The following is a 13469-nucleotide window of genomic DNA, read 5'->3' on the forward strand; positions in this document are numbered from 1 at the left end:
GCTCGCTAACAGTGTCCCATAGAGGGCCCCGTCCCCTGGTCAGCGCTGTGGAGTCCAGCGCCCGCTTTCCACATCGGATTGTGACGTTCTACAGATCTGGAAGCGGCACGCGACCGGTCATTGCCATAAGCATCTCACGGGCACTCATCCTCATCTCATGTGTCCCGGTTCCCAGCTCCAGATCGACGTCCTCGGCAACCAGCCGCCGCCCAGTCAGCTCGACGCCGAAGTAGGCGAGGGTCTTTCGAGTGACGTTGTTCAGCACCAGTCGGATCCGTTCGGGAGGTGAAGGCGGGAGTCCGAGCGGCTCTGTGATGTCGAGACCGTGGATGATGTCGTGGCTCAACGCTCCGACCACACCGCCGCCAGGGGGTGTCCATGGGGTGCCAATGTTGTTCGACAATGACTCGAGCAGTTCAGTGTCGCTGAGCGCAGACGTGTCCGCTTGTGCGGCGCGGTCGGCGTAGGCATTGAATCTGAATCCGCTCCGGGCAAGGCCGAGGAGGAGCCGAGGAACGTTGTATCGGTAGGCCATTGTCAGGTGTGCGACGACTTCTCTCACCTGCCAGCCTTCGCACAGCGATGGAGTCGACCATTGATCGTGGTCGAGCCCGGTGAGCAAGTCTGCCAGCCGTGAACGTTCGGCAATCGTCTCGGTTCGGATCAGGTCATTGGAGGGATCATCTCTGTGTGTGTTCATAGTCCTTATACGAACGAGCAGCCCTGAACTCATCGGGAAGTGTCGAACTTCCTCACAATCGTCGCGATGGACAGCCCAGGAGATTGGGTGAGTCTGAGCTTTCAGCTAGTCAAGTGCCTCCGGCAGCCCGAACTCAGAGAACCGTTCCGCGGTGCCCAAGAAGGTGACGAGGTGGGCCACCCTGTTGCCGCGAACCTCGACGAGCAGCAACGCGAAAGCACGAGGGACGCCGTGATCGTCGACCCTGTATTGTCCGAACCCCGGAGAGCCGTTCATCGCCACCGGTAGCAGCCGGTCGCCTACACAGGTATCGGAGGCCGCCATCACTGTCAGTATCGATTCGCGTCCTTCGAGCCACCATACGAAAGGCGGCATCGACGAACGAGCGTCTTCTCGGAGCAGGTGCTTGAGGCCGTCGATGTCATGCGCCTCGAAGGCGGCAACATAGTTGTCCAGCAGCTTGCGTTGGTCAGTGTCATCGGGTTGAAAGACGTCGGCGGTTGCCGGTGGGGATTCCGATAGTCGCGCTCGTGCTCGCTGCAGGGCGCTGTTGACTGCGGGCACCGTCGTCTCGATGATCTCTGCGGTCTCATCGGCGCTGAAGGCCAGCACTTCACGCAGCACGAGCACCGCCCGCTGTCTCGGTGCCAGACACTGCAGAGCAGCGATGAACGCGAGACGAACGGTTTGGCGTTGGTCGACGATCTCCGCTGGGTCACTGGTGCACATCATTCGGGAATCGGGCATCGGTTCGACGAAGAACTCAGGTGACAGGGGCGAACTCAGGTCTCCCGAATCGGCTGGCACCCGAGCCTGGCCGAAGTCGGTGGACATCGACCGACGCCGCGCACTGCGGAGCAGATCCAAACAGATGTTGGTGGCGATCCTGTGGACCCACGTCGACAGCTTTCCCAGTGCCGGGTCGTAGCGGTCGAGCGCTTGGTAGGCACGCACGATCGTCTCCTGCACCGCATCATCGGTATCCGCTGCATTGCCGAGCATTCGATAGCAGTAACCCGTCAGACGCACCCGCAGGTCCTCAAGATCATCGATGGAGGGTCCGAGCGATTCGTTCATGCTCACCCCGCCATCTTCACACGAATCGCGGCACGCTGCCTGAGTAACCGCGTCCGGGCCCAGCACTCATTTCTTCAGGGAGGTAATAGTGGAGAACGTTGGGCGGCCACTTTCGAGACCTCACTCCTCCCGATGTTCCTGCGTGTTGTCCAACGGAAATGGCGAGGTCCAGGTTGAAGTGCTCGACCTGTCGAGTGACTGTGCGTTGCCCCTCACATTGAACTGTCGCAAATTATCCGACAGTTGGTTCTGCCTATAGTTCTTCCCGCAAGGCATTGGAGATATGTTTACCGATTGTTTTCACATCGCGCCCGAATAGGAGTGCCAGCTGGTGTCCCGTCAACCAAACCGTTTCGGCATCCGTTCGGACTCGGAGCGAGGTATCGCCGCCTTTGGTCGTATACAGCTCAATCGAGTCGTTCATAGTCACAACGTAGCCTGAGCCACCGACGCCACCTCAGTCGGTCTGCAGGGCGAAGCAGGCCACCGCCGAGGCGGCTGCGACGTTGAGGGAGTCGACTCCCCCGGACATCGGGATCATGACCGTCGAATCACAGGCGGTGATCGTCGAGCGTCGCAGACCGTCGCCTTCGGTGCCGAAGACGATGGCGGTGCGTTCAGGCGCATCGGCGGCGAACTCCCGGATCGCCACAGAGTCCTCATCGAGAGCCAATGCTGCGACATGGAAGCCAAGCTCACGCAGGGAGTCGACTCCGGCAGGCCAGGATTCGATGCGCGTCCACGGCACTTGGAACACGGTGCCCATCGAGACTCGAATGGAACGCCGGTAGAGAGGATCGGCACACCTCGGCGTGATCAGGACAGCGTCGACTCCGAATGCGGCCGCGGACCGAAAGATCGCACCCACATTCGTGTGATCGACGACGTCTTCGATGACGACGATGCGCTTGGCCTCCGCGACGAGCCGCCCGACATCGGGCGCCTGTGGCCGGTGCATGGCTGCCAGAGCGCCACGGTGGAGGTGGAAGCCGGTGAGAGATTCGACCGCGGCATCGGTGCCGATGTGGATCGGGGCATCATTGTCGGCGATGAGATCGGCTAGGTCGAACAGCCATTTGGGGCTGGTCAGATACGAACGCGGAACCATGCCCGCGGCGTGGGCACGACGAATGATCTTCGAGGACTCCGCGATGAACAGCCCTTCGGCCGGCTCACGGACGCTGCGCAGCGCCACATCAGTCAGCTGGGTGTAGTCGTGCAGGTCCTCCGTCGATGAGGCCAGTGTCTCCTCATCGAAGAAGTGCAGACGGTTGGCATCGATGCCGTGCTCGGCGGCGCGATCGATGACCTGTTGCCTGGTCAGCGGTGCCTTCGCCGGAGTGTTCATGCTGCCACCATCCGATCGTTCACAGCGTCAGGATGCGCCAGATTGCGACAAGGCCGAGGATGACGATGAAGGTGCGCAGCAGCACAGGCGAGAATTTCCGTCCCACGCGGGCTCCGAAGTAGCCGCCGATGAGTGAGCCGATAGCGATGCAGATGACGGCGATCCAGTTGAGCCTGTCGTGGCCGACGATGATGTATGTGCTCGCCGAGACTGTGTTGACGACGAGGACCAGAACGTTCTTCAGCCCGTTGAGACGCTGCAGGTCATCGGGCAGGAGCAGCCCGAGCAGCGCAATGAGGATGATGCCCTGGGCGGCGGCGAAGTAGCCACCGTAGATCGCGGTGAGGAAGACGACGACGAGGACGAGTATGTAGCGCCCGGTGGAGAGCGTGTCGCCGACCGACGCCGCCACATGCTCCTCCCCTGCCCTCTGGGCACGGCGCACCGAACGGTTCTTCAGGTAGCGGGACAGGCCCGGCTGGCCCACGACCATGACGAGGGCGAGAACCAGGAGGACCGGGACGATCGTCTCGAAGGCGTCTTCCGGAAGGTGGAGCAGCAGATAGGCACCGGTCAGCGAACCCAAGACGGAGGCAGGCACGAAGCCGAGGATGCGCCGCCATTGGCCCCGCAGCTCTTCCCGGTAGCCGAAAGAGGATGCGATGTTGCCCGGGATCAGGCCGACCGCATTGCTCATCGTCGACACGACAGGGGGCACGCCGAAGGCGACGAGCGCCGGAAAGGTGATGAGGGTGCCGGAGCCGACGACGGCGTTGATGCCTCCGGCAGCGATTCCGGCGAGGACGATCAGCGCAATCTGCCACAGTTCCATTCCGAGAACTGGGTCCATGCTCAGTGTTGGGACCGGGCGTGGAACCGCTGCCCGTCGCGGGTGAGCTTGACGTCGATGCCGAAGGTCGCCGAAAGATTGTCAGCCGTCAGAGTCTCATCGATGGGGCCAGCAGCAAGATCAGTGCCCTCGGCCAGCAGCAGCACGTGTGTGATGCCCGCAGGGATCTCCTCGACATGGTGGGTGACCATGATCGTCGCCGGAGCCCACTTCGAGGACAGGATCTCCGTCAATGCGGCCAGCAGCTCTTCACGTCCGCCCAGGTCGAGACCGGAGGCGGGCTCGTCGAGCAGCAGCAGCTCCGGATCCGTCATCAGCGCACGTGCGATCTGCACACGCTTGCGTTCGCCCTCTGACAGCGTGCCGAAGGTGCGGTCAGCCAGGTGCGTGATGTTGAACGCGCCAAGGAGATCCTTGGCGCGATCCACGTCGGCGGTCTCATACTCCTCGACCCAGCGGCCAGTGACACCGTAGGCGGCAGTGAGAACGGTGTCGAGCACGGCTTCAGTCAGTGGAATGCGGCTGGCCAGGGCTGTCGAGGCGTAGCCGATTCGTGGGCGCAGTTCGAAGACGTCGACGCGCCCGAGGCGCTCCTCCAGGATTCCGACTGAGCCCGTCGTCGGGTGCATTCGTCCTGCGGCCATTTCCAACAGAGTCGTCTTCCCGGCGCCATTGGGTCCGAGAACGGCCCAATGCTCACCTTCGGAGACGGTCAGGGAAAAATCTTGGAGGAGAAAATTCTCTCCTCGGCGCACGGAAACAGAATCCAAAGTCAGGACATCACTCATATCATCCAACTCTATCGCAGGCACGGCGTCTATTCTGGTTCGACATGGACTTGACTACCGACTCACTGCTGCTGACCCTGGCGATGAACCATCGCCTGCACTCCAGCCTCGCCCCTGACGAGGTCAGTGCTGCCTTCCTCGACGACGATCGTGATGTCCCTCTCATCGTCGCCGACGAGGTCTTCGGCACCTCACCGCCGACGGGGCTGCTGCTCTTCACCGCCGAGGCGAAGGCCGCCGGTATCACGCACGCGCGCTTGGCTCTGCACCACCCGTCCCTGCCGCATACGACCCCACCGGTGGACAAGGCCGACCGGCTCAGGGTCGGTCGGCACACGGCTCAGATCGTCCTCCACTCGGGGTCGCACCAGGTCGGAGTGGTCCTCCTCGGCGCCGAGGCCAACGTCGAGGTCATCGCCTGCCGGGACACGGTCTTTCGCCCGGTCACGGTGGGAACCCCCGCCGAGGCGCTGCGCCGACTCCGGCTCCTTGTGATGGAGGGGCTCAACCTCATCGAGTCCATCGAGGTTCCCGCCGACTGGCGCGAGGGTCCATGGCGGGACTGGCAGGAGGAGCTGAGCACCAGCCACCCGATTTCACGGCTCATCCCCTCCGTCGCCGATGCCCGGGCCATCTATGCCGCCCTGGACATTCATGAACGGATGCGCACCGTGTTGGCTCCGGCCACGGTCGCACCGCCGGCCTTCGGTGATCTGCTCTCGCGCCTGCACCCCGCGGCCGCCGACTACATCATCGCTGTGGCTACGATGAAGGGGTGAATGACTCAGACTCCGCAGCCCCGATGCCAGGCAATTCGATCCAGCTCCTCGTCATGGACGTGGATTCGACGTTCATCAACGAGGAGGTCATCGACCTCATCGCCGTCCACGCCGAGGTGGGGGCTCAGGTCGCCGACATCACCGAACGGGCCATGGCCGGCCAGTTGGACTTCGCCGCTTCCCTGGCCGAGCGCGTGGCGCTGCTCAAGGGATTGCCGGTCTCCGTCCTCGATGAGGTGCGTGCTCAGATCACGTTGACGCAGGGTGCCCGCGAGCTGGTTGCCGCAGTCCAGTCCGGTGGCGGCGTCGTGGCGTTGGTCTCCGGTGGCTTCACTCAGATCATCGCTCCTGTCGCGGAGGCGATGGGCATCACCGAGGTCTTTGCCAATGGTCTCGACTCCCACGATGGACTGCTCACCGGTGTCACGAGCGGTCGTGTCATCGATCCCAGTGCGAAGGCCGAGATCTTCTCGCAACTAATCCCCAAGTACGACTGTGATCCGGCCCGGACCGTGGCTGTCGGCGATGGAGCCAACGACATCGGAATGATCCAGGCCGCTGGTCTGGGTGTGGCCTTCTGTGCCAAACCGGCACTTGTCGCCGCCGCTGACGCCGCGGTGACGAATCGTGATCTGCGAGAGGTGCTCACCCTCATCGAAACACGCGCACAGGTGTGAGCCTCACCACGCGTGAACCTCACCACGCGTGAATAGAACTCAGGCGCCTGAACCTTGTTCAGACGCCTGAGTTCTCTCTTGGCTATGGCGTTCAGACGCCGAGGAAGACCCGCAGCTCGGGCTCCGGATAATTCCCGGGTTCGATGTCCCAGCTCTCAAGTGTGAAGACTGCGAGCGAGGAGGGACGGAACTCGTCCGGGACCCCCGATGAGCTGCTGAGGTGACCGACCACCTCGGCGACGGTGGGCTGGTGGCCCACGATATAGGCGCACTGGGAATCGGCCGGGATCGAGTTGATCGCGTCGATCCAGTCCTCGACTCCCCCGTTGTAGAGGGACTCGTCCTGGCGCAGTTCGAGGCCGGTACCGGTTTCGGGTTCCCCGTTGTTCCGGTTGACGGCTTCGACCACGGCCTGCCCGGTCTGGACGGTGCGCCGAGCCGCCGAGGCGATGGCCACGTCAGGTGACCAGCGCTCGGCGATTTCGGCTCCGGCCTCAACAGCCTGAGTCAGGCCCTTGGCGTTCAACGAGCGTTCGAAGTCCGTTGGGCCTTCGGCCTCGGCCTTCGCATGGCGGGCGAGAATGAGCACAGGCATCGTCGTGTTCTCCGGATCAGTGTGGGTGTCGGGTGGTCCGGTTCAGGCGCCGGTGGAGTGGAATCCGCCGTCGACGTGGATCATCTCGCCGGTGGTGGCGGGGAACCAGTCCGAGAGCAGGGCGACGATCGCCTTGCCTGCCGGGGTGGTGTCCTTCTGGTCCCATCCCAGCGGTGCGCGGTCGCCCCACATGTCTTCGAGGGTCCCGAATCCGGGAATCGAGGTGGCGGCGGTGGTCTTCAGCGGTCCGGCCGAGACGAGGTTGACGCGGACTCCGTCTTCGCCGACGTACTTCGCGAGGTAGCGAGCCGTGGACTCGAAGGCGGCCTTGGCCACGCCCATCCAGTCGTAGACCGGCCAGGAGATGGTGGCGTCGAAGGTCAGGCCGACGACTCCGGCACCCTTGTTGAGCACGGGCTTCGCGGCCACGGTGATGGCCTTGAGCGAGAACGCCGAGACGTGGATCGCTGCGGACACGGAGTCCCAGGGGGTGTCGAGGAACACGCCGCCGAGTGCGTCCTTGGGGGCGAAGGCGATGGCGTGGACGATGCCGTCGATGTTGCCTTCGAGGCGCTCAGGCAGTGCGGCCAGGTCGTCTTCGTTGGTGGCATCGAGTTCGATGACCTTCGGGGTCTCGGGCAGGCGTTCGGCGATCACCTGGGTGATCTTCATCTGGCGGCCGAAGCTGGAGAGGATGACTTCGGCACCCTGCTCCTGAGCGATGCGGGCTGCTGCGAAGGCGATGGAGGCCTCGGTCAGAACGCCGGTGACGAGGATGCGCTTTCCGTCAAGAATTCCCATTGTGGTCCTTTCAAACTGTTCAAACGTGGGTGAAATCGTTGTCGTCGACGGCTATGGAGCCGACGCCCTTGGTGTGAAGTCTAGATGTTGGCGGGGCTCAGTGCCCCATCCCCAGCCCACCGTCGACGGGAATGACGGCACCGGAGATGTAGGCGGCCTCGTCCGAGGACACCCAGCGGACGACCTTTGCGACCTCGGTCGCCTCGGCGAATCGCTTCGCGGGGATCGTCGCGAGGTATTCCTTCTGCTGCTTCTCGGGCAGTTCATCCGTCATGTCGGTGCGGATGAAGCCGGGAGCGACGACGTTGGCGGTGATGCCGCGTGAGCCGAGTTCACGGGTGACCGAGCGGGCGAAGCCGACGAGTCCGGCCTTCGAGGCCGAATAGTTCGCCTGACCGGGGACTCCGTAGAGCCCGGACACCGAGGAGATGAGCACGATGCGGCCCTTCTTCGCTCGGATCATGCCGGTGATGGCGCGCTTGACGGTGCGGAAGGTGCCTGTGAGGTTGGTGTCGACGACGGCTTCGAACTCGTCATCGCTCATCCGCATGAGCAGATTGTCTCGGGTGATGCCGGCGTTGGCCACAACCACTTCGACGGGGCCCAGCTTCTCCTCGATCTCTGCGAAGGCACGATCGAGTGAATCGGTGTCGGTGACATCTGCGGAGACGGCCAGTGCGCCTTCGGGTGCGTCACCGTTGCGGGAAGTCACGGCTACCTTGTCGCCCTGGGCGAGGAATTCCTCGGCGATGGTGCGACCGATTCCGCGGTTTCCTCCGGTCACGAGGACTATGCGTGGTTCTGACACGAATCTCTCCTGTTGGTGGACAATACAGATTGATCCACGATGGGGATCAAACCTACCGTCACTAACCTATCGTGAACCGGCGGGCGTCGATACGACTCACACAAACGAAGAGTATGATTTTGTACGAGTAATCGAGCGAAGAAGGTTATGTCCAAGCACCCGCAGCAGATCACCACGGCAGACACTGCCCTTGATGACGACATGAAGTCGCGGATCATCAAATATTCGATCACCATGGCGATTCGCACGTTCTGCTTCGTGGCGGCCTACTTCATGTTCCGGGCGGATCTGCATGTGCTGATGTGGGTCTGCGTCGGCGGTGCTGTGCTCCTCCCCTACCCCGCCGTGATCTTCGCCAATGCCGGCCGGGAACGCTCCAGCAATTCTGACAACGCCTTGATCGACAACGCGCCCATGCCCGAGCTGCCGCCGGCCACCGGAGACACGATCTCTGGAGACACGATCTCCGGTGACACCGTTCCTGGAGAGACCGTTTCCGGGGAAGCAGACGGCTCGGTCACCGACGACACTGACAGCACTGCGTCTGCTGACGGCAGCGCCGACCCCACTGACCCGACTCGAGGTGATCGTGCATGACCGAGAAGCTCCCGTGCTCGGCGAAGGGATGCCGGGCAGACGCCACGCGGGCAATCCTGTGGAACAACCCGAGACTGCACATGCCCAAACGCCGTAAGACCTGGCTGGCCTGTGATGAACATCTCGACTATCTGCGCGAGTTCCTCACCCTGCGCAGCTTCTACCAAAGCGACGTCGCCATCGACGACATCCCGGAGGACGCGGGTTGATGGCACGCTATTCCTTCCTCTTCAGCCCACGGTGGCTGAAATACATCGCGATGACGATCATCGTCGTCATTGCCTGCATCTTCCTCGCCCTGTGGCAGAAGGATCGTCGCGAGCAGCGTGAACACGAGATCGACACGATTAAAGCGAACTATTCCGCGACTCCGGTCGACATCGACAGCATCCTGCCGTCCACCTCGGCAACGCTCGATGAAGAGGACGAATGGCGCCAGGTCTCGCTGACCGGGCACTACCAGACATCCGATACCGTCTTCGCCCGCAACCGCACGGTCAATGACAAGGTCGGCTACTACGTCGTCGTCCCGTTTGAGCTCACCTCGGGTGACACGATCGCGATCGTCAGAGGCTGGGTCGCGGAACCCGACGAGGTACCGCCGGCCCCGTCAGGTGAGCAGACCATCAACGCCCGCCTCCAGCCGGCGCAGGACGGATCCGAGGATAAGAATCCCGATGGGCTGATCAAGGCCATCGATCCTGCCCGCATCCCCGGCATGGACTCGGCCTATGACAATGTCTACGCCGAAGCCGTCCACACCGGAAACGGCCTGCCCGATGAGTCCGGGCTGACTCCCCTGCCTGCGCCCGACCTCGACCCGGGCAACCATCTGTCCTACATGCTCCAGTGGTTCACCTTCGGCATCATGATCATCATCGCCGTGTCGATCTCAGCCAGGCGTGAGCGACGAGCCGACGACGAGGCTGCCGAGAAGGTCACCGGTGACGTCGAGTACGTCGTGATCGACAAGGCGGCGCTGGGCGCGGGTGCGAAGATCTCGCAGCCCGGCAACCGCTACGGCCGCAACCGATTGAGATCAGCCAGCGTGCACGGTCGTGCCGAGGCCGAAGAAGACGAGTACATCGAGGACCGCTTCAGGCACAGCTGAGCACGCTTCCGGCACAGCTGAGCCAGCGGTCGAGCCTCAGGCCAGCGTGACGAGGTCCAGGTAGGTGTCGTTCCACAGGTCTTCGTCACCGTCGGGCAGCAGCAGCACACGATCAGGATCGAGTGCGGAGACGGCTCCCTCATCGTGGGTGACGAGGATGATGGCACCCTCATAGCGGCGAATGGCCGAGAGGATCTCCTCACGCGAGGCCGGGTCGAGGTTGTTCGTCGGCTCGTCGAGGAGGAGGACGTTGGCGCTGGAGACCACGAGTGTGGCCAGAGCCAGACGAGTCTTCTCGCCACCGGAGAGCACCTTCGAGGGTTTGTGGACGTCATCGCCGGAGAACAGGAACGAACCGAGCACATTGCGCACCGCGGTGTCATCAAGGTGCGGCGAGTTGCGCTTCATGTTCTCCAACACGCTGCGTTCGAGATCGAGCGTTTCGTGTTCCTGCGCGTAGTAGCCGAGCTTGAGCCCGAAGCCGGGCACGACCTCACCCGAGTCTGGTTCGTCGAGGCCGGCCAGCAGGCGCAGCAGGGTGGTCTTACCGGCACCGTTGTAGCCGAGGATGACAACGCGAGAGCCCTTGTCGATGGCCAGGTCGACGCCGGTGAACACCTCGGTCGAGCCGAAGCTGCGTGAGAGTCCCTCTGCTGTCAACGGCACGCGTCCGCAGTCTGCCGGGGCCGGGAATCGCAGGTTCGCGACCTTCTCGGAGCTGCGTTCGGCGTCGAGGCCCGACAGCAGACGTTCGGCGCGTTTGGCCATCTGCTGGGCGGCGACAGTCTTCGTGGCCTTGGCCATCATCTTGTTGGCCTGGGCGGTCAGTGCCGAGGCCTTCTTCTCAGCATTGGCGCGCTCACGACGGCGACGACGCTCATCGTCTTCACGCTGCTTGAGGTAGAGGCGGTAGCCCATCGAGTAGATGTCGATGGTCTGGCGGGTCGCGTCGAGGAAGAACACCTTGTTGACGACTTCATCGATGAGATCGAGGTCGTGACTGATGATGATGAGCCCACCGGAGTAGCCCTTGAGGTAGTCGCGCAGCCACAGCACGGACTCGGCGTCGAGGTGGTTCGTCGGCTCGTCGAGGATCATGGTGTCAGGTGCCGAGAACAGGATTCGGGCCAGTTCCACGCGGCGCCGCTGACCACCGGAGAGGGTGCCGATCTCCTGATTGATGAGATCTTCGTCAAGGCCGAGGTTGGCTGCGATGGCGTAGGCCTCGGACTCGGCCGAATAGCCTCCTGCTGCCATGAATTCGGCTTCGATGCGCGGGTAGCGGTCGATGGCCTTCATCGAAACGTTCTCATCGGGAGAGGCCATCTGGTGCTCGGCCTTGCGCAGACGCTTGACGAGGACGTCGAGCTCGCGAGCGGAGAGGATGCGCTCCATACCGGTGGCCTGCGGGTCGCCGCTGCGGGGATCCTGCGGCAGGTAGCCCACCGATCCCGACACGGAGACACTGCCCTTCGCGGCGCTGTGCCCTCCCATGATCACCTTCGTCAGGGTGGTCTTGCCCGCACCGTTGCGTCCGACGAGGCCGACACGGTCGCCCTTGTCGACACGGAAGGAGACCTCGGACATCAGCGTACGGGCGCCGACGTTGACTTCGAGGTCGGATGCCTGAATCATTCATTCTCCAAACTGCGACCGATGATGTCGGCCAAGAATTCTTGCGGGTGGATTCCCTGAGCCTGTGCCCGGGAGACGAGTTCGTCTGCGATGTGAGTGGGGACGCGACAGGAGACCAAGGTCGTGGCCTCGTCTGCGACGGGTGCTGTACCTGCGACCGGAGCCTCTTCTGCAACCAGATCGTCTTCGGCTGAGGGCGCGGTGACCGACTCCGACGTCCCCGCGGGGACGTATCCGGGCCCGGAGGGAACCGTGGAGTTCTCCTGATAGGCGGTCGCGGCGGCCCGGGCGCGATCGTCGGCGGCCTCGTTCATCGCATGATTGCTGTGGCCCTTGACCCATTCGAATTCGACCTCACGGCCCTTCAGCGCAGAGTCGAGCTGTTCGAGGAGATCCTTGTTGAGGACGTCCTTGCCGTCAGCCTTCTTCCATCCCTTGCGCTTCCAGCCGGGCATCCACTTCGTCAGGGCGTTGATGACGTACTTGGAGTCGCAGAAGACCTTGAGGTCCTCACCGGCGTCGGCTGTGGAGTTCAGCAGGTCGAGGACGGCCATGAGCTCACCGCGGTTGTTCGTCGATTCTTTCCATCCGCCGGCGTGCCAGCAGTCATCGTCGACATACCAAGCCCAGCCGGCGGGTCCGGGGTTGCCGAGGGCTGACCCGTCTGCGGCCGCGATGATCGTCAATGGTTCTCCTAGGAAAGTCGGTCTTCATTCTTTCATGCCGAGCCCGTGCCCCCGCGTTCAGGGCGGGTGATCTGCACAACCCCTGCCGGCTCGGGACCGGTACACAGGTACTCACGAACATCGCCGAGGTGGGGGCACCGGAATCGATGCTCCCACCTCGGCGAGGTGAGGGTGCGACGTCCCCGCGGGGACGTCTCAGGTGACGAAGATCAGATGTTGAAGCCGAGGGCGCGCATCTGTTCGCGACCGTCGTCTGTGATCTTCTCCGGACCCCATGGCGGCATCCAGACCCAGTTGATCCGGTAGGCCGGCACGATGCCTTCGAGGCACTGAGCCGTCTGGTCCTCGATGACGTCGGTCAGCGGGCAGGCCGCTGAGGTCAGCGTCATTTCGACGACGGCGGTTCCGTCGTCTTCGACTGAGAGGCCGTAGACGAGTCCGAGATCGACGATGTTGACGCCGAGCTCAGGGTCGACGACATCCATCATCGCTTCGCGCACCTCGTCGATGCTTGCATTCTGCGGTGCGTCTATCACTTCGGGCATTCTTACTCCTTCAGAGACGTTTGGGCTTGGTTGAGTGCATCCTTGAACGCCACCCAGGACAGGAGTGCGCACTTGATCCTGGCCGGGAACTTCGACACTCCGGAGAACGCCGCGGCGTCGCCGAGTATTTCCTCGTCCCCTGCCATTGTCCCACGGGAGTGCATGAGTTCGTGGAACTTCGCTTCGACATCGAGCATGCCCTCGAGCGTGTTCTCCTCGGCGAGCTCGGACAGAACCGAAGCCGAGGCCATCGAGATCGAGCACCCGTCGCCGGTCCAGCGCACGACGATGCTGCCGTCGCTGCCCAACTCGGTTTCGAGTTCGATCTCGTCCCCACACGTGGGATTGATCTGGTGCGAGGAGCCGTGCGGCCCCGCGGCCATGTCTCCGAGCAGATCAGCGTTGCCGATCCGTTCCCGCGAGTGGTCGAGGATGACCTGTTGGTAGAGCTGCTGCATCTGTGTGCTCATGA

Annotated in this window: 17 protein-coding genes; 5 read left to right on the forward strand and 12 right to left on the reverse strand. The window is 63.1% G+C overall.

Annotated features, from left to right (window positions below):
* Positions 1 to 88: 88 nt before the first annotated feature.
* The 5 genes from AAFP32_RS08565 to AAFP32_RS08590 all read right to left on the reverse strand — a co-directional run bounded on the left by AAFP32_RS08565 (position 89) and on the right by AAFP32_RS08590 (position 4763).
* A complete protein-coding gene (locus AAFP32_RS08565; RefSeq protein ID WP_350268786.1) occupies positions 89 to 700 on the reverse strand; it encodes a maleylpyruvate isomerase family mycothiol-dependent enzyme in 612 nt (203 codons plus the stop codon).
* Between the two features lie 105 nt (positions 701 to 805).
* Entirely contained in the window at positions 806 to 1777 is a 972-nt protein-coding gene (locus tag AAFP32_RS08570) for an RNA polymerase subunit sigma-70 (RefSeq protein ID WP_350268787.1), read from the reverse strand.
* 457 nt (positions 1778 to 2234) lie between these two features.
* The gene (locus tag AAFP32_RS08580) at positions 2235 to 3125 is read right to left on the reverse strand and encodes an RNA methyltransferase (RefSeq protein WP_350268788.1); all 891 of its coding nucleotides are present in this window, start codon (positions 3123 to 3125) and stop codon (positions 2235 to 2237) included.
* Positions 3126 to 3144: 19 nt separating this feature from the next.
* Positions 3145 to 3957 (reverse strand): sulfite exporter TauE/SafE family protein, encoded by an 813-nt coding sequence (locus tag AAFP32_RS08585; RefSeq protein ID WP_350271478.1) that lies wholly within the window; start codon positions 3955 to 3957, stop codon positions 3145 to 3147.
* A 20-nt stretch (positions 3958 to 3977) separates the two neighbouring features.
* Positions 3978 to 4763 (reverse strand): ABC transporter ATP-binding protein, encoded by a 786-nt coding sequence (locus AAFP32_RS08590; RefSeq protein ID WP_101618638.1) that lies wholly within the window; start codon positions 4761 to 4763, stop codon positions 3978 to 3980.
* Between the two features lie 44 nt (positions 4764 to 4807).
* On the opposite strand from AAFP32_RS08590, the gene AAFP32_RS08595 reads away from it, so the two are divergent.
* Positions 4808 to 5542: a hypothetical protein gene (locus AAFP32_RS08595; RefSeq protein ID WP_350268789.1), complete on the forward strand. Its 735-nt coding sequence runs from the start codon at positions 4808 to 4810 to the stop codon at positions 5540 to 5542.
* Positions 5539 to 6219, forward strand: a complete 681-nt coding sequence (gene serB / locus AAFP32_RS08600; protein ID WP_009881344.1) for a phosphoserine phosphatase SerB — start codon at positions 5539 to 5541, stop codon at positions 6217 to 6219. Before AAFP32_RS08595 ends, serB begins: the two co-directional genes overlap by 4 nt.
* 91 nt (positions 6220 to 6310) lie before the next feature.
* Here the strand turns inward: serB and AAFP32_RS08605 are convergent, their stop codons facing one another.
* From AAFP32_RS08605 to AAFP32_RS08615, 3 genes are all read right to left on the reverse strand, one after another.
* On the reverse strand, positions 6311 to 6814 hold the full coding sequence (locus AAFP32_RS08605) for a SixA phosphatase family protein (RefSeq protein WP_009881345.1): 504 nt from the start codon (positions 6812 to 6814) through the stop codon (positions 6311 to 6313).
* A gap of 42 nt (positions 6815 to 6856) precedes the next feature.
* A complete protein-coding gene (fabI, locus tag AAFP32_RS08610; RefSeq protein WP_009881346.1) occupies positions 6857 to 7615 on the reverse strand; it encodes an enoyl-ACP reductase FabI in 759 nt (252 codons plus the stop codon).
* Positions 7616 to 7712: 97 nt separating this feature from the next.
* Positions 7713 to 8423: a beta-ketoacyl-ACP reductase gene (locus AAFP32_RS08615; RefSeq protein ID WP_009881347.1), complete on the reverse strand. Its 711-nt coding sequence runs from the start codon at positions 8421 to 8423 to the stop codon at positions 7713 to 7715.
* A 147-nt stretch (positions 8424 to 8570) separates the two neighbouring features.
* On the opposite strand from AAFP32_RS08615, the gene AAFP32_RS08620 reads away from it, so the two are divergent.
* Genes AAFP32_RS08620 through AAFP32_RS08630 form a run of 3 tightly spaced genes read left to right on the forward strand, consistent with a single transcriptional unit; the run spans position 8571 to position 10131 of the window.
* Positions 8571 to 9020 (forward strand): DUF3099 domain-containing protein, encoded by a 450-nt coding sequence (locus AAFP32_RS08620; protein ID WP_009881348.1) that lies wholly within the window; start codon positions 8571 to 8573, stop codon positions 9018 to 9020.
* Positions 9017 to 9229, forward strand: a complete 213-nt coding sequence (locus AAFP32_RS08625) for a hypothetical protein (protein WP_009881349.1) — start codon at positions 9017 to 9019, stop codon at positions 9227 to 9229. The genes AAFP32_RS08620 and AAFP32_RS08625 overlap by 4 nt, the downstream gene beginning before the upstream one ends.
* The gene (locus tag AAFP32_RS08630) at positions 9229 to 10131 is read left to right on the forward strand and encodes an SURF1 family protein (RefSeq protein WP_350268790.1); all 903 of its coding nucleotides are present in this window, start codon (positions 9229 to 9231) and stop codon (positions 10129 to 10131) included. The genes AAFP32_RS08625 and AAFP32_RS08630 overlap by 1 nt, the downstream gene beginning before the upstream one ends.
* Positions 10132 to 10167: 36 nt before the next feature.
* On the opposite strand, the gene AAFP32_RS08635 is transcribed toward AAFP32_RS08630, so the two are convergent.
* From AAFP32_RS08635 to sufU, 4 genes are all read right to left on the reverse strand, one after another.
* On the reverse strand, positions 10168 to 11766 hold the full coding sequence (locus AAFP32_RS08635; protein WP_009881351.1) for an ABC-F family ATP-binding cassette domain-containing protein: 1599 nt from the start codon (positions 11764 to 11766) through the stop codon (positions 10168 to 10170).
* Complete coding sequence (locus AAFP32_RS08640) at positions 11763 to 12452, reverse strand: ribonuclease H family protein (protein WP_420883366.1); 690 nt, start codon at positions 12450 to 12452, stop codon at positions 11763 to 11765. Before AAFP32_RS08640 ends, AAFP32_RS08635 begins: the two co-directional genes overlap by 4 nt.
* A gap of 209 nt (positions 12453 to 12661) precedes the next feature.
* Positions 12662 to 12997 carry a metal-sulfur cluster assembly factor gene (locus AAFP32_RS08645; RefSeq protein WP_009881355.1) on the reverse strand — a complete coding sequence of 112 codons (336 nt, stop codon included), beginning with the start codon at positions 12995 to 12997 and terminating at the stop codon, positions 12662 to 12664.
* A gap of 2 nt (positions 12998 to 12999) precedes the next feature.
* Positions 13000 to 13467 carry a Fe-S cluster assembly sulfur transfer protein SufU gene (gene sufU / locus AAFP32_RS08650; protein ID WP_009881356.1) on the reverse strand — a complete coding sequence of 156 codons (468 nt, stop codon included), beginning with the start codon at positions 13465 to 13467 and terminating at the stop codon, positions 13000 to 13002.
* Between the last annotated feature and the right edge of the window lie 2 nt (positions 13468 to 13469).

Source organism: Brevibacterium sp. CBA3109 (assembly GCF_040256645.1).
GTDB lineage: Bacteria > Actinomycetota > Actinomycetes > Actinomycetales > Brevibacteriaceae > Brevibacterium > Brevibacterium koreense.

What these genes read in the sequence shown, in the direction of transcription:
- AAFP32_RS08635 (WP_009881351.1), bottom strand. Translation starts at nt 11,766, where the DNA reads ATGATTCAGGCATCCGACCTCGAAGTCAACGTCGGCGCCCGTACGCTG.
- AAFP32_RS08595 (WP_350268789.1), top strand. Translation starts at nt 4,808, where the DNA reads ATGGACTTGACTACCGACTCACTGCTGCTGACCCTGGCGATGAACCAT.
- fabI (WP_009881346.1), bottom strand. Translation starts at nt 7,615, where the DNA reads ATGGGAATTCTTGACGGAAAGCGCATCCTCGTCACCGGCGTTCTGACC.
- AAFP32_RS08565 (WP_350268786.1), bottom strand. Translation starts at nt 700, where the DNA reads ATGAACACACACAGAGATGATCCCTCCAATGACCTGATCCGAACCGAG.
- AAFP32_RS08590 (WP_101618638.1), bottom strand. Translation starts at nt 4,763, where the DNA reads ATGAGTGATGTCCTGACTTTGGATTCTGTTTCCGTGCGCCGAGGAGAG.
- AAFP32_RS08605 (WP_009881345.1), bottom strand. Translation starts at nt 6,814, where the DNA reads ATGCCTGTGCTCATTCTCGCCCGCCATGCGAAGGCCGAGGCCGAAGGC.
- AAFP32_RS08570 (WP_350268787.1), bottom strand. Translation starts at nt 1,777, where the DNA reads ATGAACGAATCGCTCGGACCCTCCATCGATGATCTTGAGGACCTGCGG.
- AAFP32_RS08620 (WP_009881348.1), top strand. Translation starts at nt 8,571, where the DNA reads ATGTCCAAGCACCCGCAGCAGATCACCACGGCAGACACTGCCCTTGAT.
- AAFP32_RS08580 (WP_350268788.1), bottom strand. Translation starts at nt 3,125, where the DNA reads ATGAACACTCCGGCGAAGGCACCGCTGACCAGGCAACAGGTCATCGAT.
- AAFP32_RS08625 (WP_009881349.1), top strand. Translation starts at nt 9,017, where the DNA reads ATGACCGAGAAGCTCCCGTGCTCGGCGAAGGGATGCCGGGCAGACGCC.
- AAFP32_RS08645 (WP_009881355.1), bottom strand. Translation starts at nt 12,997, where the DNA reads ATGCCCGAAGTGATAGACGCACCGCAGAATGCAAGCATCGACGAGGTG.
- AAFP32_RS08630 (WP_350268790.1), top strand. Translation starts at nt 9,229, where the DNA reads ATGGCACGCTATTCCTTCCTCTTCAGCCCACGGTGGCTGAAATACATC.
- AAFP32_RS08585 (WP_350271478.1), bottom strand. Translation starts at nt 3,957, where the DNA reads ATGGAACTGTGGCAGATTGCGCTGATCGTCCTCGCCGGAATCGCTGCC.
- sufU (WP_009881356.1), bottom strand. Translation starts at nt 13,467, where the DNA reads ATGAGCACACAGATGCAGCAGCTCTACCAACAGGTCATCCTCGACCAC.